Source organism: Bradyrhizobium sp. 613_E4_N2_2 (assembly GCF_052075995.1).
Classification (GTDB): domain Bacteria; phylum Pseudomonadota; class Alphaproteobacteria; order Rhizobiales; family Xanthobacteraceae; genus Bradyrhizobium; species Bradyrhizobium barranii.
This window is the reverse complement of record NZ_CP197234.1, coordinates 2,359,344-2,378,904: the sequence shown is the minus strand read 5'-3', so window position 1 is coordinate 2,378,904 and position 19,561 is coordinate 2,359,344. Positions and strand designations below refer to the sequence as shown.

Genomic DNA, 19,561 nt, shown 5'->3' with positions numbered 1-19,561 from the left:
GGATGATTGGTTTGCGTCTTAACCGACCGGGTATTTCCGCATGAACACCAATCTTGCTTTGGTTCTTCTGCTGCTTGCGGCCGCGATCGTGATGTTTATGGCCAATCGCCCGCGCATGGATGCGGTCGCGCTGCTGATGATCGTGATCATGCCATTTACTGGGGTGATTACCATCAACGAGGCGCTGGCGGGGTTCAGTGATCCCAGCATCGTGCTGATCGCGGGCCTCTTCGTGATCGGAGAAGGGCTGGTGCGCACCGGTGTGGCGCGTCGCCTCGGCGATTGGCTGAACGCGACCGCCGGCAGCAGCGAGACGCGCATGCTGGTGCTACTGATGCTCGCGGTCAGCGGGCTCGGTGCATTCATGAGTTCGACGGCCGTGGTGGCCATCTTCATCCCGGTCGTGCTGCGCATCTGTCAGAACACGGGTGCCGCGCCGAGCCAGCTGATGATGCCCTTGAGCTTTGCGGCCCTGATCAGTGGCATGCTCACCCTCGTTGCGACGGCGCCGAATCTCGTGGTCAACGCCGAGCTGATCCGCCAGGGTGCGGCAGGCTTCGGCTTTTTCAGCTTCACGCCCTTTGGGCTCACATTCCTGGCGCTCGGCATTGCCTATATGCTGTTCGCGCGGCGGTTTCTGCCCGTCTCCGCCAAGCGTGTGGACGGCGAGCGCCGTCAGCCGAACTTGCTTGATTGGGTAACGCAGTATGGCCTCACCGATCGCGCCTTGCGCGTACGCGTGCTGACTGACTCGCCGCTGGTCGGCAAGCGCCTGGAAGAGCTCCCGCTCCGGAACAGTGGCGTAAATCTGCTCGCCATCGAGCTTCCCAGCCGCTTCGGGTCCGAGGCGATCCGCCCGAACGCAAGGACCGAGCTCGCCGCGGGGCAGATCTTGCTGCTCGACGTCATCGCGTCCCCTGCCGAAACCAACCGGATGCTGAATGACTATATGGTCGAAAAGCTCCCTTTGGGCGATTGCGGCTACTTCACCGATCGTTCGCAGGAGATCGGCATGGTCGAAGTCATCGTCCCGGCGGAGTCCAAGCTGATTGGCCAGAGCATTTTGCAAGCGCGGGTGCGCAGCGAAATGGGATTGACGGTGCTGGGGTTGCGGCACGGTCGCGAGGTCGTGAGCCAGGGGCTGCTCGATGAGACCTTGAAGGTCGGTGACACCCTTCTGCTGACCGGCTTCTGGTCTGACATCCGCAAGCTGCGATCCGAATTCTCGGATCTTGTCGTCCTGAACCTACCGACCGAGCACAAAGAGGTTCTCCCGGCCGCGAACCTCGCACCTCAGGCTCTGGCGGTGCTGGCTTTGACGGTCGGTATGATGGTCAGCGGTGTGGTGCCGAACGTGCACGCGGTTCTGATCGGCTGCTTGCTGATGGGGTTGCTGGGCTGCGTGGATTTCAACAGTGCCTATGCCTCGATCAACTGGAAGAGCCTGGTTCTTATTGTCGGCATGCTGCCCTTTTCGCTGGCGCTGCAACGAACCGGTGGCGTCGATCTCGCCGCCGACGCGGTGACGCATCTTGCGGGCGAGGCATCACCGCGAGTCCTGTTGGCGCTGCTCTTCGTGATCACGGCTGCGCTTGGCCTGTTCATCTCGAATACGGCGACCGCGGTGCTCATGGCGCCAGTAGCGCTCGCTGTCGCGAAGGACATCGGCGCCTCGCCGTATCCCTTCGCGATGACTATCGCCATCGCGGCCTCGGCCGCCTTCATGACGCCTGTGTCTTCGCCGGTGAACACCTTGGTGGTCGGACCGGGCAATTACGGTTTCGGCGATTTCTTGAAGATTGGTGTCCCTTTTACCGTCGTCGTGATGGTAACGACCCTGGCGCTGGTGCCTTGGCTGCTCCGATTTTAGCGGCCGTCAGGCCGGGCGCGATCCCGCGGACGGTTGCTCTTTCTCGTCCCGCGCAAACCAGGCTACATACAGCGTCGGCAGGAAGACCAGCGTCAGAACGGTGGCGACCAGGAGTCCGCCCATGATCGCGAATGCCATCGGTCCCCAGAATACTGTTGGCGCGATTGGAATCATCCCGAGAACAGTCGATACGGCCGTCAACATGATCGGCCGAAAACGGGAGCTGCTGGCATCCACCGCAGCGTCCCAGGCCGTCTTGCCCAAAGCGCGTTCGGCGTCGATCTGACCGATCAGAATGACCGCGTTCTTGCTGATCATGCCGAGCAGCGCGAGTACGCCGAGAATGGCGACAAAACCCAGGGGCCTGCCGGACAGCATCAACGCTGCAACCACGCCGATAAGGCCGAGCGGCGCCACGCTGAGCACCATGAACAGTCTCGGAAAGCTCTGGAGCTGCACCATGAGGACGGTAAACATGACGAACAGCATCACCGGCACCACCGCCAGCACAGACGCCTGCGACTTCTGACTTTCCTCCACGGTGCCACCCACGACGACGCTGTACCCCGAAGGAAGGCTCTTTCTGAAGTTCTCGATCGCCATCGAGAGCGACGTAACCACGCTCTCCGGCAGCTTGTCACCGGCAATGGCAGCCTGAACCGTCAGGGTCGGAACGCGGTCGCGCCGCCAGACGAGCGGAAACTCCTGGTCATATTCGAAGGAGGCGAACTGGCTGAGAGGAACAGTCTGCCCACCCGGCAGCGCCACCTGCAAGTTGCGCAGACCGTCCAGCGAGCCCCTCTGCTCGTTGGTCGCGCGCGCCACCACATTGACCAGATAGATATCGTCGCGAACCTGGGTAATGGGTGTGCCGGATATGACCGTATTCAGGACTGTCGCGATCGCTTGCGAACTGAGGCCGAGAAGGCGAGCCTCGTTCTGGTCCACGCGAATACGCACTTGGCGATTGGGTTCCATCCAATCGAAATTCACCTGTTTGGTGTCCGGACTGGAGGCTACGATCTGTCCGACTTTGAGCGCGATTTCGCGCACCCGCTCCACGTCGGGCCCACTGACCCGATACTGCACCGGCCATCCAACCGGCGGTCCGAGCTCAAGCGGAGAAACGAACGCAATCGCGTTAGGAAACTCCTGCGCGAGCAGCTTTTCGAGCTTGGAATGCAGGCGCTCGCGTGCAGCGACATCCTTAGCGATCACCACGGCCTGCGTGAAGAAATCGTTCGGGAGCTGAACATTAAGGGGCAAATAGAAGCGGATGGCGCCGCGCCCGACATAGGTGCTCCACCGCGCCACATCGGCATCGGTCGAAAGGGCAGCATCCAGGCGCTTTGCCGCAGCCTCGCTCGCGTGGATTGACGAGTTCTGCGGCAAGCTCAGGTCCACGAGCAATTCAGGACGGTCCGACGATGGAAAGAACTGTCGCGGGATGAGCGGCAGCGCAAGCACCGAACAAACGAAGAGCGCCAAGGAGATCGCGATCGTCAGCCATTTCGCGCGCATCGCGAAAGTCAGGAAACTCCGATACATGCGGAAGATCCTGCCCGGATCCGCCGTACTTGTCTGCTTCGGTGGAACAAGGATCGCTGCTCCGAGCAGTGGCGTGAAAATGACCGCAACGAACCAGGAAACCAGCAGTGCGATCGTGACCACGGCGAAGAGCGAGAACGTGTATTCACCGGCGGAACTCGCGGCAAAGCCGACCGGTATAAAGCCCGCTATCGTCACCAGCGTGCCCGCGAGCATCGCCATTGCATGGGTCCGATATGCGAAAGTTGCCGCCTCGATCTTACTGGCGCCCTCTGCGAGCCGACTGAGCGTCGCATCGGTCGTGGTCATCGCATCGTCGACCAGCAATGCGAGCGCAATGATGAGCGCGCCAAGCGATATTCGCTGCATATCGATGCTGAGAAGTCCCATGATCGGAAACACGATCGCCAGCGTGAACGGTATGGCCAGCGCGATGATCAGGCCGGGTCGTACGCCCAGGCTGATGAAACTCACCACCATGATGATGCCGATCGCCTGCATCAGCGAGACCGTAAACTCGCGGATCGCCTGGTCGACGACAACGGGCTGGTCCGCGACCAGGCTGGGCTCAATTCCAATGGGGAGATCCGCGGTGATTTGCGCCATTGCCTTTCTAATATTGGCGCCGAGCGCGAGAATGTCGCCGCCATCCCGCATGGCGATTGCAAGGCCTATTGCCGGTTTGCCATTGATCCGAAACATCGGCTGGGGCGGATCCGTGTAGCCGCGTCGCACCTGCGCAATATCGCTCAGGCGAAGCATGCGGCCGCCGGCGGAAAAATTGATGTTGGCGATGTCCTGCTCCGACTGGAAGCTGCCTGATACCCGAATCGAGATGCTTTCCAAGCCTGTCTGAATCGTTCCCGCCGGACGCACGATGTTTTGCGACTGGAGCGCCGCAATAAGAGCGGACCGATCAATTCCGAGGGCCGCGAGCTCCTTCGTGGAGAACTCGACGAAGATCACTTCATCCTGTTCGCCCAGAAGCTCAATCTTTGACACGTCAGGTACGAGAAGCAGCCTTGAGCGGATGTCCTCGACCCGATCGCGCAACTCGCGCTGAGTGAAGCCGTCACTGGTAAAGCCATAGATGATGCCGAATGTATCACCGAATTCGTCATTAAACCCCGGCCCGATCACGCCTGCGGGTAGTGTATGGCGCATGTCTCCGATCGTCTTTCGTACGTGGTACCAGGTGTCGGCCACCTGTTTCGCATTCGCGTTCCCCTTCAGATTTACAAAGACGGTCGCGACACCGGCCCTTGTGAAGCTCCGCAGGAAGTCCAGATGCGGCGTTTCCTGCAAGTGACGTTCGAGGCGCTCAGTCACCTGCTTCATCGTCTCTTCCACAGTTGCGCCGGGCCACGCGGCCTGGACGACCATGGTCTTGATGATGAAGGCGGGATCTTCGTTGCGCCCCAACCGGAAATAGGACAGCGCCCCCCCGACCACCGCAATCACCATCATATAGACGACCAGCGAACGGTGTTTCAGAGCCCAGTCGGAAAGATTAATTCCGCTCATGGCTCGGATCCAAGAATCCGGACCTTCTGACCCGGATGCAACGCCTGAACGCCGGCGGTGACAACTATTTCGCCGATGTCGAGCCCCTGGGAAATGATGGCCTGCGCTTCATCGAATCGCAGCACGTCCACATTGCGCACCGCGACCGTGGCGGTGGCCGGGTCGACGACCCATACGGCGGGCTGCTCGTTCATCCTAGTCAGTGCGGAAGATGGAATATCGATCATCGGCCCTGCGGTGGTACTCACTCGCCCTATCACTGACGCACCCAACCGCATCGCGGCTGGCGGATCCGTCAGGCCGACCTTGACCTCGAAGGTTCGGGTCACAGCACTGGCCTGTGCAGCGACTTCGCGAATGCGCCCTTGCGCCGTTATCGACGGATCGTCAGCCAAGCTGACAGTAATCTCTGGATCGGTGGAGGCCGACCTGATCAATTGAGCGGGGACATCGAAGATCGCATCGCGACCGTCCTGCCGTGCGATCCTGGCGATCATCTGCCCGACCTGGACGACCTCGCCGGCGACCGGACCTGTGGCTGTTATCACACCGGGTGCATCAGCCTTGAGTTCAGTGAAACCAACGAGGTCATGCGCAGAACTCAGTTGCGCTTCGGCCGCATCGACTTGCGATTGCGCGGTTTGCCGTGCCTGGGTTGCGGCATCATAGTTGACGCGCGTGGTCCACCCCTGCGCCAACAGCGTCTCCTGACGATCGAAGTGATTGCGCGCCTGGGTCAATTGCCCCTGAGCGGCGGCAAGGGAGGCCTGCGCCTGCCGCAGCGTGCTCAGTTCATTCTGCGACTCCAATCGTGCCAGCACCTGGCCGGCCTTGACCCGGTCGCCTATCTTGGTGTCATTACTCAACAATCGTCCCGAGATCCGGAATGCGACATTCACCTCGTCCTCTGCCTCGACCCGTCCGGAGAATGTCAGCGGCGTTGTGACCTTGCGTTTTTCTACGGTCGCTGTGCGTACGATCCGCGGCGGAGATGCGTCCTTGGTTTCGGTTTCCCGTCCACATCCTGCCAGCATCAGCGAGAACGCCGTCACCAGCGTCGATGTGAGGATGTTTCGGGGCGCGGATCGGCTGCCGTGCATGAACATGACCTGTTCCGTTCCGGGAGTGAGATCTTGCCGGGAGGATTGCTCAGTCCGCAGTCGCATTTTCCCCGGTACCGCCATCCGCATTTTTGCCGAAGGAGTCCGCCGTCAACATCGGTAAATCTACTCGGTGGTGCCGGATGGAATCCGTGCTCGGCCATCAGCAGATTCCTGAGACATGATCAGGCAATCACCCGATGTCGCCGGTTCCGTCCACGACGCATGATGCAATCGTCAGGTGAAGCAGTCGCGACCCCTGCCGCGGCTCCGCCGTTTGAATTCTCGTCTGGGGCGCGCAAACGCGCTTCCTCAAAACACGGCAGACCCGGACGACACAATCCGGGAGCAACCGAGGAAACCGGGATGACAGGGTCCTCAGGTGATCGATATGGGCGTGCCGTCGTCGCGGTTAGAGGATCGTGGCGAACTGCGACTTTCAGAGCCACATTTTTCCTTTGCCTCTGGCTCGTGCTTGCCGGCGCCAATCCGACAGATATTCCTGCCGCCGCGGCAGCAACCGCGGCAGCAACCTGGGTAAGCCTGCACCTGCTGGAGCCGAGCAGATCCCGACGGTCAATTCCTGCCATCGTGCGCCTGGCGCTGCTTTTCCTATACCAATCGGTGGTCGCCGGCGTAGACGTCGCACGCCGCGCGCTCGATCCCCGGCTGCCGCTGCGGCCGGGATTTGTGTTTTATCCGACCGGCCTCTCACGCGGGATGCAACGGAACGTGTTCACGACACTCACCAGCCTTTTGCCTGGCACTGTGCCAACCGGGGAGGAGAGCGGGCAGCTCGTCTATCACTGTCTCGACGTCGAGCAACCGGTCGTTGCCGAACTTGCCGCGGAGGAAGCGGCGTTGGTTCGGGCCCTCTACAATGACTGAATTCCTCACTGCCGCAGTCGGCTTGATCCTGGCGATGCTGGGGCTCGGGCTGGTCTCCATCTTGCGTGGCCCGACAGATGCCGACCGGATGATGGCGGCGCAACTGATCGGGACTGCCGGCATTGCCGTCTTGCTGCTGCTCGGCACCGTGACAGGCGTGCCGGCGGCCGTCGACGTGGCATTGATACTGGCACTGCTCGCCACTTTCGCATCCATCGCATTCGTCAAGAAGGGGCTCTCCCGCCTCGAAACCGATGGGGCCGATCCGGGGGAGGACAGATGAGCGTCGCACGCGACATCATCACGGTTGCGGGAGTGTCGGCAGGCGTATTCTTTTTTTTCGCCGGCACCGTCGGCCTTCTTCGCTTTCCCGACACCCTGACTCGTCTGCACGCGCTCAGCAAGGCCGATAACCTCGGCCTGGGTTTCGTCGTGCTCGGGCTGCTCCCCCAAACAGGAGGCCTGCGCGACGGGCTGAAGCTGATCAGCATCTGGATGTTCGTGCTGCTCGCGGGCGCCACCGTCTCCCAATTGATCGCGCGCACGGCACGTCAGAGCGGGTCAGGCAAATGAACATCGCAACAGTGTTCGAGATCGCGCTCGCCGCCGTGGTGCTGGGCCTCGCCATCTGGACGATCGCCGTCCCCGATACTTATTCGGCCACGGTTGGTTTCATCGCCTACGGACTGCTGGTTGCGCTGATCTGGGTCCGTCTTGACGCCGTCGATGTCGCGCTGACCGAGGCTGCAATTGGCGGAGGCCTTGGCGGCGTCGTGCTGTTGGGTGCGGCGGCCCGGCTGCGCGATACCGAGGCGATGACAACGGAAGGGCCCAGCCTGATCGTGCGCTTGAGCGCGGCCATAGTGTCCGCGTCGATCGCGGCAGCGCTGGCCGTCACGATCCTGCTGCTGCCAGATCCGGCGCCAACGCTCGCGCCCGCCGTCGTCGCGAATGCCGGGGCGACCGGAATGACCAACCCCGTCACCAACGTTCTCATGGCATTCCGCGGAATGGACACCATGCTCGAGAAGGTCGTGCTCCTGCTCGCCATCGTCGGTGTCTGGTCGCTTGCGTCGGACCAGGCCTGGGGCGGTCGTCCCGGACCACGCCACCAGGCTGATCCAAATGGTGTTCTCGCCTTTCTTGCGCGCCTGTTGCCACCCGCCGGCATCGTCGTCGGCATTTACATCCTGTGGACGGGCGCTGATCACCCCGGCGGAGCATTTCAGGGCGGCGCGGTTCTCGCATCGATGTGGCTGCTGGTGATCATGGCCGGGTTGGTGGATACCCCGCCCGTGCGCAGTCGATGGCTACGTCTCATCCTGGTGGGCGGTCCCGGCCTATTCCTTGCCGTCGGCCTTGGCGGGCTCTGTTTTGGGTCGGCGTTCCTTGCCTATCCCGTTGCGTTCGCCAAGCCGCTAATTCTGAGCATTGAGGTCGCGATGCTCCTGACGATCGCGACGACGCTCGGCCTGCTGCTCGCCGGTGCACCTGAAAGGAGCGCTGAGCGATGAGCGCCGTGACGGTGTTCGGACTATGCGCCGCCGCGGCGGTCGGGCTCGGGCTCTACGGCCTGATTGCCAATCCGCAACCGCTTCGCAAGATCATCGCATTCAACCTGCTCGGCAGCGGCGTGTTTCTTCTGTTCGGCATCGTCGGGCGGCGAGGCGCCGCAGCGGGCTTTGGCAACGACCCGGTGCCGCAGGCCCTGGTGATCACAGGAGTCGTGGTCGCGTTTTCCGCAACGGCTCTGGCGATAGCCTTGTTGCTGCGGCTTTTTCAGATCGCCGGCTCCACGACGCTCAACAGTCGGGCGGCGGCGAGCCCGCGCTCCGATCCGTCCGGTCACTGATGCTACCCCCCGCCCCCGCGCTGGTGACCACCGCCGGCGGCTTCCTGCTGGTGCTGTCGATCGTCGTGCCGGTCGCGGGCGTCTTGCTGGCGTTCGCTCTCGGTGAGCGCTACGTCCGGCAGGTTGCCTCCACGGTCGTACCGGTCGGGTTGGCGATTGCTCTCGCCGTTCTCGTGCTCTTGCCGCGGAGCGACGGCCACCTCGTCTACCTACTCGGCGCCTGGCCACCGCCGCTCGGCGTAGCCCTCCGCGCGGACGGATTGTCGGCGGTCATGCTCGCGACGACGGCGGTCGTGATCTGCGCGGTCGCCATTTTTGCCGCAACCGATTTTCGTCCCCAATCTGTCGAAGCGCGCGCACCTTTCGCATTCTGGATCCTGCTTCTGGCAATCTGGGGCGCGCTGAACACGATCTTCGTCGCGGGAGACCTCTTCACGCTTTATGTTGCGCTGGAATTGCTGACGTTCGCCGCAGTGCCTCTGGTCTCTCTCGACGGTCGCGCGGAGACGCTTCGGGCCGCGCTGCGGTATCTGCTCTTCGCACTGCTCGGCTCGGTCCTCTACCTGATGGGCACCGCGCTGCTCTATGGTCTCTACGGCACCCTTGATATCGAGTTGTTGTCGCATCGCGTGAGCGCGGACTCCGGCGTGCTCATCGCGGCAGCCTTGATGACGACCGGTCTCCTCGCAAAAACTGCACTCTTTCCGTTGCACCTCTGGCTGCCGCCCGCTCACGCCGGCGCACCGGCCGCAGGTAGCGCGATCCTGTCCGCCTTGGTCGTGAAGGGATCGTTCTTCATCCTTGTGCGGCTCTGGTTCGACGTCATGCCGGGTTTGCCCGGCTTGGCTGCCGCACAATTGCTCGCGGCGCTTGGAACCGGAGCGATCGTGTTCGGAAGCGTGGTCGCTCTCCGGCAAGAGCGCCTCAAGCTCCTGATTGCATATTCGACGCTGGCTCAGATTGGATATCTCTTCCTGATGTTTCCTCTTGCGTTCGGCGCGTCCGGGAAGCTCGAAAGTGACCAGGCCCTGGCGGGCGGCCTATTGCAGGCGGTTTCCCATGCGATTGCCAAGGCGGCGATGTTCATGGCCGTCGGATCAATCTACACCGGGCTCGGCCACGATCGCATCACCGGACTGCGAGGTGTCGCACGGGCCCTGCCCTTGAGCGTCCTGGCGTTCGCAATTGGCGGCATCGCCTTGATGGGTGTTCAACCGAGCGGAGCGTCACTCGCGAAGGAGTTATTGCTCCAGGACACGGCGAGGACGGGGCAGTGGTGGTGGGCCGTTGTGCTCCAGGCCGGCGGAATGTTCACGACCGCCTATGTCGTACTAGTCCTGTCCCATGCGTTCGCGCCATCAGACCAGCCGATTACCCTCATCGGCCCAGCCCCGCTCAGCCGGGACCTTGCAGCACTTGCCTTGGCCCTCTGTTCTTTGTTCCTTGGCTTGCTGCCCTGGGATTCATATTTGCCGGTCCCGTATGATGCCACATCGAAGCTGTTCGGCATCGACGCGCTATCCAAATTGCTCCTGCCTGTGCTGGGAGGGGCGGCGCTCGCGATCCTGCTCAGCCCGTGGCCACACCCGCTGGGCTCATCCGCGACCTGGAAAGCGCTCATGAGAGTAGTCGGTCCGCTCCGGCGCGGCTGTCTTAGATCCGGCAGCCTTATCGAAAGAGGCGACGAAGTTCTCCGTCAATGGTCCGCCGCGGGCATCTCCCTGCTCCTGGTGTCGCTGCTGCTCGCCGCGTCGATGTTCGCAGCAAATTGAAGACTCAGAACAGCCGGATCGCGCAGATCGGGCCGAGGGATTCCCCTGCTCTAATGATCCGGAACATTCTCTCCCGCGCCCAAGGGTTTTCTCGGATGTCGAGCTTGCAATTCGCCGTTTAGTCTCCGCGCCATGCAGTTGGCATCAGTCTTCCCGCGGTCTCTGCGGGAATGCCCAGGAGGTCTCCATGTCTGATCTGGTTGCGATCGTATACCCGACCGAAGCAAAGGCCGAAGAAGTCCGAACTCGGCTGCTCAAACTGCAAAAGGAATATTTGATCACCATCAGTGACGCCGTGATCGCCGTCAAGGCCGAGAACGGCAACATCAAGCTCAACCAGCTCGTCAACACCACAGCGACGGGCGCGATTACCGGCAGCTTCTGGGGACTCCTGGTCGGCGTGCTCTTCCTCAATCCGATCATCGGTGTCGCGGTCGGCGCTGCGTCCGGCGCGCTTGGAGGCGCCTTGTCCGATTTCGGCATCAACGATTCCTTCATGAAGGAGCTGTCCGCTTCGCTCCACACCGGCAACGCCGCGCTCTTCGTCCTGATCAAGAACATGACGGCAGACAAGGTATTGAAGGAAATCAAGGATGCCGGCGGAGTCGTGTTGAAAACGTCCCTGGACGAGACCAAGGAAAAGATCCTGCGCGATGCGCTCGCCAGCGCGGCGGAGCGGCCGGCAGCCTGAAGCCGCCTACCGCCTACCGCCGAGCAGGCGCAGCAGCATCATGAACAGATTGAGGAAGTTGAGGTAGAGCGACAGTGCCGCGATCACCGACTTGCGGCCTGCCGTCGTCGCATCGTCCCTGCTCTCGTACATCGCCTTGATCCGCTGCGTATCATAGGCCGTGAGTCCCGCAAAGACGCCAACGCCGACGATCGAGATCAACCAATCGAGCCCCGTCGACCTCAGGAAAATATTGACCAAGCTTGCGACGATGATGCCGATCAGGCCCATGAACAGGAAGCTGCCGACCGCGGACAGGTCGCGCCTCGTGGTGTAGCCGAAGACGCTGAGTGCCCCGAACATCGCGGCCGCGATGAAGAACACGCGCGTGATCGAGGCGCTGGTGTAGATGTGCAGCAGCGTCGAGAGCGAGACGCCGACCAGCGCGGCATAGACGAAGAACAGAATGAGCGCCGTTTCCACCGACAGCGTATTGATGCGCGCCCCGATGAAGAACACCAGCCCGAGTGGCGCCAGGATGAAAACCCACATCAACGGGCTCTCAAGCAATGCGGGACCCATGAGCTGATACGTCAGCCACGCCACAATTGCAGTCAGGCCCACGCCCGCGGCCATATAATTGTAGATGCGCAGCATGTAGGCGCGCAATCCGGGATCGATCGCTAGCGCGCCGCCACCAGTGCCTGAGGCAGTCAGATTCGGATCATAATTCGACATCGCTTGCCTCCTCGGATTGGTTCACATGAACAAACCAAGCTAGCGGTCCGGCCCGTGCGGGGACATCGGATGATCACCCGAGCGCCGGAAGATATATCACCCTATCTCGGGATACCCGTATCCGCCAGAGCGACTTACCGAAACGTAACCTTGGGTTGCCCCAGGCTTCTCATCCTTTTTGCCTGGACTCTTACACCTTTGTCACTGGAAGCTGGTCACGCACCGGCCTAATCCGTTTGCATGCGCTACTTCTTTCACATCGTCGACAAAAACGGCCTTTGTCCGGACGGAATTGGATGCGAGTGCGCCGACCATGACGCCGCCGTTCTGCACGCCAGGCATATCGCGACTGAACTCGCTAAGGCAGGCGAGTTGTTCCGCGCGAGCTTCGTGCTGGTCGCCCCGGCCGCCGCGCCCGGATCGGCAAGTCCTCATTAGAGGCGGTCGACCGATTTCCTGCCTCGCCCTCTACATAGAATCCCTGATGCGCCGACCGAGAAGCTGCCTCTAGTCTCGTAACCGAGGGTGGCCGGCCTACCCCGTTCAAATTCGACCCTTCCGCCCACCTCATCTCCGGGGTTGAGGGCTCGCCGCACGCGTCCGCGTCTATGCGTTGGCCGTCGGCGCTATCTCGATCTGAAGTGTTGTTGTGGGTCAGTTGGAGACAAACATGAATGTCCGGACCATTTGCGGTGCCTTGATCCTTGCCGGATCGATTGCGACCGCGCAGTCGACCAGTTCCCAGGCGCAGACGACCGATCCGGCCGCATCCGTGCCAAAGCAGGTCACGACACCTGCCCCAAGCACCGCCGCGCCAAATACGAATACGAACCCCACCAAGCATCGCTACTGGCGTCATCGCGGCGGCTCGCATCCCCATTATGGCAGCCGCCGTGTTCGCACCTGAGCCCCGGCGCGACAGTTCGTCATTGCAATCCGCCGCCGAGACACCCGATCGATGAGCGACGTGAGGACAGGACAAGAGCAACCGCGCGAGGTCGTGGTCCGTGAGCCTCCAGACCAGGGCATGACCGACAGGCGGCGCGGCTTTCTCGCCACGGGTCTCGCCCTGCTCGCCACTTGCGTTGCTCTCTTCCTCGTATGGCAAACCGCCTCGAGTCTTCTCATCATCTTCGCAGGCGTACTGTTTGCTGCCTTTCTGGATGCCGCCGCACGCGCACTGGCGCTACTAATTCCACTCAATCGTGTCTGGCGGCTGACATTCGTGCTGCTGCTGCTCACCACCTTGGTCGGACTAGGCCTCGTCTGGGGAGGCGGCAAGCTGCCGGAGCAAACACGCATCCTGCTGAAGGTCATGGACACCCAGTTCGACGTCTTGCAGCAACGCCTTCTGACCTACGGCGTCGATCTGCTTGGTCCGGAATCGGGGCGCGATTTTGCGCAATGGCTGCTGTCCGATCAAGGCCGGTTCTTCAGCCACGCCCAGCTCGTCGTTGGCAGAGCGTCGAGCTTTCTGACCGGTGTGCTGGTGATCGCGTTCCTCGGTATCCTCTTCGCCTTTGATCCCACCAGCCATCGCGAGAGTCTGGTGATGCTGGCGAAGCCTTCCTATCGCGCCCGAACACGCGCCGTAATGAACGAGATGGGAAACGTCCTGCGGCTGTGGTTCGTCGGACAGCTGATCCGCATCATCCTAATGACACTGTGCGTGTGGGTCGCGCTCTATCTGATCGGGCTTCCCGGGCCCTTCGTGCTTGGGCTGCAGGCGGGCCTTTCCAACTTCGTTCCGTATCTGGGACCCATCCTTGCCGCGATCCCGATCGCGCTCGTCGCGATGCCGCTCGGCGCATCGCTGCTGATCTGGGCCGTCGTCATCTACACAATCATTCAATCGATCGAGGGCTATGTGATCGGCCCGTTGATCCAGCGCCAGGCGGTCGAAATTCCTCCCGCATGGACATTGGTCGCGATCGTACTGTTGGGCGCAATGCTGGGCGTGATGGGTATCGCACTCGCCATGCCGCTGGTCGCGGTCGGCCGGGTCGCGATCATTAGATTCTACGTCGAGGATTACCTCGGCGATAACAGCGGTCGCATGTCCAACAAGGGACCATCGCAAATGGGCGCGCCATGAGCGAGATTCGAGCCGAACGGAACAATGGAATGGAGCCATCCCCGGCGCACACGCGGATGACACATTTTCTGTGGCAGCAACTTCCCTACATCATTGCACTGGTGCTCGCCGTCGCGGGCGTCGCCTATACCAACGCCTCTCACCAGCCTCTCGTTGGCTATTGGGAATTTCTCGCGCTTGCCATCGGCGTTGTGTGCGTCATCAACAAATGGCCCGAGGTCGATGGCAAGGAGGCCCGGTGGCGACTGATCTGGACCCAGGCGCTGCACTGGGTTGCCGTCCTGGTCACGATGAACATCATGCTGGTGTCAGGCGTTCAGCAATTGTTGCCGACACCGGCAACCAGCCTCGTCCTTCTCACGTTACTTGCGCTCGGCACCTTCCTCGCGGGCGTCAGTCTTCTTTCGCCGCAAATTGCCTTCCTCGGCCTTGCGATGGGCGTCACGGTTCCGGCGATATCCTGGTTACAGCAATCCATCATCTTCTTCCTGTTGGGCGCCGTCCTGCTGATCGGCCTCGGCATCACGTTCTGGCTTCGCCAGGATCGCAGCCCAGGGAGTTCGCCCACCGACACCGGAAGTCAAATGGAGGCCTGAATGCGCATTAACCTGCTTCTTGCGATCATCTCTGGATCCGCCTTGATGTGCGCCGACGCCCTGCCCGCACGCGCCGAGGCCTTCAGGGTCGGCCGGCTCGTATGCACCAGCACTCCGCGCGTTGGGCTGGTGCTTGGCTCCGCGCAGGAGCTTCGTTGTATATTCATCACGAGACGCCCGGCCCGGCAGTACGTCTACGACGGACGGATCAGGCGCGTTGGTCTCGACATCGGCGTGACCAGCGCAGGAACCCTCTCATGGGCCGTCTTCGCCAGGAACTCGCGCGTCGGCCCCGGCACGCTGCGCGGGAACTACGTGGGGGCGAGCGGCAATGTCGCTTTCGGCCCCGGTCTCGGAGCGAACGTTCTGATCGGAGGCTCTCGCCGGACGATTACGCTCCAGCCTCTGTCGATCGAGCGATCCATCGGATTGAACCTTGCGGCAGGCGTTACGAACCTGACACTCGGCCCGCGCGGACCGGGATAGCGGCTCGTCCCGCCGCCCGGAGCAAGGAGCGGAAAATGGACCTTGCGGACGTCTCGGTCAGGATGCTGGCGGCGGGTTTCCTGACATTCATCGCTGGCGGCACGGGCTGGACACAGCCAGCCGCAGGCCCTCCGCCCGCTGTCGGCATCGTGGAAGCGATCAGACGACCGATCACCGAGACCAACGAATTTCTCGGGCGGATCGAGGCGGTCAATCGCGTCAATGTCGTGGCTCGCGTCACCGCATTCCTGGAGCAGCGGTTGTTCGTCGAGGGTGCCGAGCTCAAGAAGGGCGACCCGCTTTACCGGCTTGAGCGCGGTCCGTTCGAGGCCGATCTCGCGTCAAAGCAGGCGCAGGTGGCCCAGCTCCGAGCGATGCTCGAGAACGCCAAGCTGACGACCGACCGGGCGCGTACGCTGCTCAGCGGGCCGGCCGGTCAGCAATCGACCTACGACGCGGCGATCGCCAACCAACGCAGCCTGGAAGCCCAGGTCCAGGCCGCGCAGGCACAAGTCGATGCGTCACAGATCAACCTCGATTACACCATGATCAGCGCGCCGATCGACGGCAAGATCGGACGAACGGCCGTGACCGAAGGCAATGTCGTCGGTCCCAGCTCGGGCGTCCTGACCACGATCGTCAGCCAGGATCCGATGTACGTCACCTTCCCGGTGCCGTTGCGCCAGGGGCTCGAACTACGCGAACGCTATGGTCCGCAGGGAGGCTTGGAAGCCGTGGTGATCCGGCTGCGGCTGCCCAATGGCCGCATGTATGGCAAGTCCGGCAAGCTAGATTTTGTCGACAACACCATCGCCCAGAACACGGACACGATCACCGTGCGCGGCGAGATCGCCAACCCGATCCTGCGCGCGCCGTCCGCCGCGGGCGTAACCGTTCACGAACTGACTGACGGCGAGTTCGTCACGGTCTTGCTGGAAGGTGTCCAGCCCATCGAAGTGTTGGCGGTCCCACGTTCGGCGGTGCTGTCCGACCAGCAGGGTGACTATGTCCTCGCCGTTGGAGCCGGCGATAAGGCCGAACAACGCCGCATCAAGCTGGGGCAATCGACGCCCACCATCGCCTCCGTCATCAGCGGCCTCGCGGCAGGCGACAAGGTCATCGTCGAAGGCCTGCAAAGAGTTCGTCCGGGTCAGGCGGTTTCTCCGGGCCCGGCGAGCGCGCTGATCCAGTCGAGCATGAATGCCGGCACAGGCGACGCGCCTTCGCAGCCAGACCATGGCGGTTCAACTGAACCGCGCCCGGGGGACAAAAAGCCATGATGTCCGCCGTGTTCATCGATCGCCCGCGACTTGCGATGGTCGTGGCCTTCATCATCACCATTGCAGGTGCGCTCGCGCTGACACGGATCCCGGTGGCGCAATTTCCGGACATTGTGCCACCGCAGGTCACGGTTGCCGGGACCTTTCCCGGCGCGTCTGCCGAGGTCGTGGAGGCCAGCGTCGCTCAACCGCTCGAAGCGCAAGTGATCGGCGTCGACCGAGCTCTCTATATGAAATCGACGAGCGGCAACGACGGCAGCTACACCCTGACGGTGTCGTTTGCACTTGGCACCGATCCCGATATCAACACCGTCAATGTTAACAACCGGGTGCAGAGCGCGCTGTCGCAATTGCCCACCGAGGTGCAGCAGCAGGGCGTGACCGTGCAAAAGAAATCGTCGGCGATCCTGCAATTTCTGGTGCTTTACAGTGCCGACGGCCAGCAAGATCCGCTGTTCATCACCAACTACGCGATCATCAACATACTCGATGCGATCTCCAGCACGTCCGGTGTCGGCCAAGCTCACCTGTTCGCCAAGATGAACTACTCGATGCGGATTTGGTTCGATACGCAGCGGCTGACCAGCCTCAATCTCACGCCCTCGGACGTGATCGCGGCAATTCGAACGCAAAGCGTCCAGGCGCCGGTCGGCCGCATCGGCGCGCGTCCAATCAGCGACGACCAGCAATTCCAGTTCAACGTCCAGACCCTGGGACGGCTCGCGACGGTCGACCAGTTCGCCAATATCGTGCTGCGCGCCAACCCGGATGGTTCGACGCTGCTCGTCAAGGACGTCGCCCGGGTCGAGATTGGCGCGCAGAACCTCGACAGCGAAGCGCGGATCGACGGGCGCGCCGCGGTGCCTCTCGCGATCTATCTGGCGCCGGGCGCCAATGCCGTGACGACGGCGCAGGCGGTCGCGGCGACGATGCAGCGGCTATCGAAGCGATTCCCGACGGGGTTGAGCTATCTCGTGCAGTACGATTCCACGAGCTTCGTACGGGACACCATCTCGGAGGTCCTGCGGACACTGGGAGAGGCCTTCGTCCTGGTCGTGATCGTGGTTTATTTGTTCCTCGGTAATCTTCGGGCCACGGTGATACCAGCCATTGCCGTACCGGTCAGCCTGGTCGGCACCTTCGCGGTGCTGCTGATGCTTGGCTATTCCGCGAATACCGTGTCACTGCTCGCGATGGTGCTCGCCATCGGCATCGTCGTGGATGACGCCATCGTCGTCGTGGAGAACGTCGAGCGAGTGATGGAGGAGGAACCGGATCTTTCGCCAGTCGAGGCAAGCAAGAAGGCGATGACGCAGATCACGGCACCGATCATCGCGATCACGTTGGTGCTGCTCTCCGTCTTTGTTCCGATCGCCTTCATTCCTGGCATTTCCGGCACGCTGTTTCGGCAATTTGCGGTGACGATCAGCGCCGCCATGATGATTTCAGCACTGAATGCGCTGACCTTGTCGCCCGCTTTGTGCGCGCTGTTCCTGCGGCATACTGGACCCCGGCGCGGCATGATCGGCCACGTTCTTGGCGGCATTGACTGGATCCGCGATCGCTATAGCAGCGGCGTACGACGCCTGCTGCGCGCGGCCAGTCTCTCGCTCATCCTGGTCGCCGTGTTCGCAGCCGGCATTTTCGGGATGTCGCACCTGACGCCGACAGGGTTCCTCCCCGAGGAAGACCAGGGCGCTTTCTTCACTTCGGTGCAGTTGCCGGACGGTGCATCCGTTGCGCGGACCAGTGAAGTCACCAAACAGATCGAGGACGTCCTGAAGGAGATGCCGGCCGTCGACCATGTTCTGGCCATCATCGGTTTCTCCTTGCTTGACGGGGCGTCCGAGCCCAACAGCGCGCTGGTGGTGACGCGCCTCAAGCCGTTTGCCGATCGCAAGGCGGCCGCGGATTCGGTGCAGGCGTTGATCCGGCAGACTTACGCAGCCGGCGCGCAAATCCGGCAGGCCAATGTACTGCCGTTCAATATGCCGCCGATCATCGGACTCTCCACCTCAGGCGGGTTCGAGTACCAGCTCCAGGCGCTGGAAGGACAGAGCCCCGCCGCGATCTCCAGTGTCACAGGTGCGTTGATCGGAGCGGCCAATGCCGATCCGCGGCTGACGCGAGTGTTCTCGACCTTCACCGCGACCAATCCATCGATCTATCTCGACATCGATCGACGTAAGGCGCAGGCGCTTGGCGTGACCATCAGCGATATCTTCACGGCCCTTCAGGCGACGCTGGGCGGCATCTACGTCAACAATTTCAACCTCTATGGACGTACTTGGCAGGTCAACGTGCAGGGGGAGGCGCTTGATCGCGCCGACCTTTCCGATATCTGGCGCATCTATGTCCGCAATAGCACCGGTCAGATGGTTCCGATGCGGTCGCTCGCCGGCATCAAGATTGTAACCGGGCCTCAGGTCATTACCCGCTACAACAATTATCGTTCAGTAACGGTGAACGGCAGCCCGGCGCCAGGCGTCTCGTCCGGCACCGCGATGGCAGCGATGGCAGAGATCTCCAACAACGTTCTGCCTGCAGGTTACAGTTTCGAGTGGACCGGCACTGCCTATCAGGAGCAACAGGCAGCAGGACAAACCGGGGTGGTGCTCGCGCTCGCCGTGCTGTTCGCCTATCTGTTCCTGGTGGCGCTGTATGAGAGCACGGTGATCCCGATCCCGGTGCTGCTCTCCGTCGTTGTCGGCGTTCTAGGCTCATATATCGGTATTAAAATCGCCGGCCTCAATCTCGATCTGTACGGCCAGATTGGCCTCGTGGTGCTGATCGCGCTTGCCGCCAAGAACGGCATCCTGATCGTGGAATTCGCGAAGGAACGACGGGAAGCCGGCACAGAGCTTGCGGAGGCCGCGATCCAGGGGGCGCATATGCGGTTCCGCGCGGTGATGATGACCTCGGTTGCCTTCATTCTCGGACTCCTCCCGCTCGTACTCGCAACCGGCGCCGCCGAGCTGAGCCGCAGGGCGGTCGGGACCGCTGTCTTTGCCGGCATGCTCGCCGCAAGCTCAATCGGGATTTTTATGGTGCCGATGCTCTACGTCACGTTTCAACGCCTGCGCGAGCGCGCGAAGGCACGACGGGTCCCGGCGCAAACCACGTGACCCGAGTATCCAGGACG

Annotated in this window: 18 protein-coding genes; 15 read left to right on the top strand and 3 right to left on the bottom strand. The window is 62.1% G+C overall.

The window, feature by feature from the left end; all coding sequences use genetic code 11:
- Positions 1 to 40: 40 nt before the first annotated feature.
- A complete protein-coding gene (locus AB7290_RS11260) occupies positions 41 to 1,870 on the top strand; it encodes an SLC13 family permease (RefSeq protein ID WP_354123508.1) in 1,830 nt (609 codons plus the stop codon).
- 6 nt (positions 1,871 to 1,876) lie between these two features.
- On the opposite strand, the gene AB7290_RS11255 is transcribed toward AB7290_RS11260, so the two are convergent.
- Positions 1,877 to 4,942: an efflux RND transporter permease subunit gene (locus AB7290_RS11255; protein WP_354123509.1), complete on the bottom strand. Its 3,066-nt coding sequence runs from the start codon at positions 4,940 to 4,942 to the stop codon at positions 1,877 to 1,879.
- The gene (locus AB7290_RS11250; RefSeq protein WP_063986176.1) at positions 4,939 to 6,042 is read right to left on the bottom strand and encodes an efflux RND transporter periplasmic adaptor subunit; all 1,104 of its coding nucleotides are present in this window, start codon (positions 6,040 to 6,042) and stop codon (positions 4,939 to 4,941) included. The genes AB7290_RS11255 and AB7290_RS11250 overlap by 4 nt, the downstream gene beginning before the upstream one ends.
- Positions 6,043 to 6,408: 366 nt before the next feature.
- Here AB7290_RS11250 and AB7290_RS11245 point away from each other — a divergent pair, with 366 nt between their 5' ends.
- The 7 genes from AB7290_RS11245 to AB7290_RS11215 all read left to right on the top strand — a co-directional run bounded on the left by AB7290_RS11245 (position 6,409) and on the right by AB7290_RS11215 (position 11,245).
- A complete protein-coding gene (locus AB7290_RS11245) occupies positions 6,409 to 6,930 on the top strand; it encodes a Na+/H+ antiporter subunit E (RefSeq protein WP_354123510.1) in 522 nt (173 codons plus the stop codon).
- Positions 6,923 to 7,213, top strand: coding sequence for a monovalent cation/H+ antiporter complex subunit F (locus AB7290_RS11240; RefSeq protein WP_071911305.1), 291 nt, complete (start codon positions 6,923 to 6,925; stop codon positions 7,211 to 7,213). Before AB7290_RS11245 ends, AB7290_RS11240 begins: the two co-directional genes overlap by 8 nt.
- A complete protein-coding gene (locus tag AB7290_RS11235) occupies positions 7,210 to 7,503 on the top strand; it encodes a cation:proton antiporter (RefSeq protein ID WP_028152034.1) in 294 nt (97 codons plus the stop codon). Before AB7290_RS11240 ends, AB7290_RS11235 begins: the two co-directional genes overlap by 4 nt.
- Positions 7,500 to 8,444 carry an MnhB domain-containing protein gene (locus AB7290_RS11230; protein WP_441253415.1) on the top strand — a complete coding sequence of 315 codons (945 nt, stop codon included), beginning with the start codon at positions 7,500 to 7,502 and terminating at the stop codon, positions 8,442 to 8,444. Before AB7290_RS11235 ends, AB7290_RS11230 begins: the two co-directional genes overlap by 4 nt.
- Positions 8,441 to 8,782 (top strand): NADH-quinone oxidoreductase subunit K, encoded by a 342-nt coding sequence (locus AB7290_RS11225; RefSeq protein ID WP_014493399.1) that lies wholly within the window; start codon positions 8,441 to 8,443, stop codon positions 8,780 to 8,782. The genes AB7290_RS11230 and AB7290_RS11225 overlap by 4 nt, the downstream gene beginning before the upstream one ends.
- Positions 8,783 to 8,805: 23 nt before the next feature.
- Positions 8,806 to 10,554: a complex I subunit 5 family protein gene (locus tag AB7290_RS11220; RefSeq protein WP_441253414.1), complete on the top strand. Its 1,749-nt coding sequence runs from the start codon at positions 8,806 to 8,808 to the stop codon at positions 10,552 to 10,554.
- Positions 10,555 to 10,741: 187 nt separating this feature from the next.
- Complete coding sequence (locus AB7290_RS11215; RefSeq protein ID WP_028152030.1) at positions 10,742 to 11,245, top strand: DUF1269 domain-containing protein; 504 nt, start codon at positions 10,742 to 10,744, stop codon at positions 11,243 to 11,245.
- A 6-nt stretch (positions 11,246 to 11,251) separates the two neighbouring features.
- On the opposite strand, the gene AB7290_RS11210 is transcribed toward AB7290_RS11215, so the two are convergent.
- A complete protein-coding gene (locus AB7290_RS11210) occupies positions 11,252 to 11,962 on the bottom strand; it encodes a Bax inhibitor-1/YccA family protein (protein WP_354123513.1) in 711 nt (236 codons plus the stop codon).
- Between the two features lie 240 nt (positions 11,963 to 12,202).
- Here AB7290_RS11210 and AB7290_RS11205 point away from each other — a divergent pair, with 240 nt between their 5' ends.
- The 7 genes from AB7290_RS11205 to AB7290_RS11175 all read left to right on the top strand — a co-directional run bounded on the left by AB7290_RS11205 (position 12,203) and on the right by AB7290_RS11175 (position 19,544).
- On the top strand, positions 12,203 to 12,400 hold the full coding sequence (locus AB7290_RS11205; protein ID WP_063981773.1) for a DUF6894 family protein: 198 nt from the start codon (positions 12,203 to 12,205) through the stop codon (positions 12,398 to 12,400).
- A 232-nt stretch (positions 12,401 to 12,632) separates the two neighbouring features.
- Positions 12,633 to 12,869 (top strand): hypothetical protein, encoded by a 237-nt coding sequence (locus AB7290_RS11200; RefSeq protein WP_071911297.1) that lies wholly within the window; start codon positions 12,633 to 12,635, stop codon positions 12,867 to 12,869.
- Between the two features lie 51 nt (positions 12,870 to 12,920).
- Entirely contained in the window at positions 12,921 to 14,057 is a 1,137-nt protein-coding gene (locus AB7290_RS11195; protein ID WP_354123514.1) for an AI-2E family transporter, read from the top strand.
- Positions 14,054 to 14,653 carry a hypothetical protein gene (locus AB7290_RS11190; RefSeq protein ID WP_354076996.1) on the top strand — a complete coding sequence of 200 codons (600 nt, stop codon included), beginning with the start codon at positions 14,054 to 14,056 and terminating at the stop codon, positions 14,651 to 14,653. Before AB7290_RS11195 ends, AB7290_RS11190 begins: the two co-directional genes overlap by 4 nt.
- Positions 14,654 to 15,139, top strand: a complete 486-nt coding sequence (locus AB7290_RS11185; protein ID WP_071911293.1) for a DUF992 domain-containing protein — start codon at positions 14,654 to 14,656, stop codon at positions 15,137 to 15,139.
- Between the two features lie 35 nt (positions 15,140 to 15,174).
- Positions 15,175 to 16,419 (top strand): efflux RND transporter periplasmic adaptor subunit, encoded by a 1,245-nt coding sequence (locus tag AB7290_RS11180; protein ID WP_354123516.1) that lies wholly within the window; start codon positions 15,175 to 15,177, stop codon positions 16,417 to 16,419.
- The gene (locus AB7290_RS11175) at positions 16,416 to 19,544 is read left to right on the top strand and encodes an efflux RND transporter permease subunit (protein WP_354123517.1); all 3,129 of its coding nucleotides are present in this window, start codon (positions 16,416 to 16,418) and stop codon (positions 19,542 to 19,544) included. The genes AB7290_RS11180 and AB7290_RS11175 overlap by 4 nt, the downstream gene beginning before the upstream one ends.
- Positions 19,545 to 19,561 lie beyond the last annotated feature (17 nt).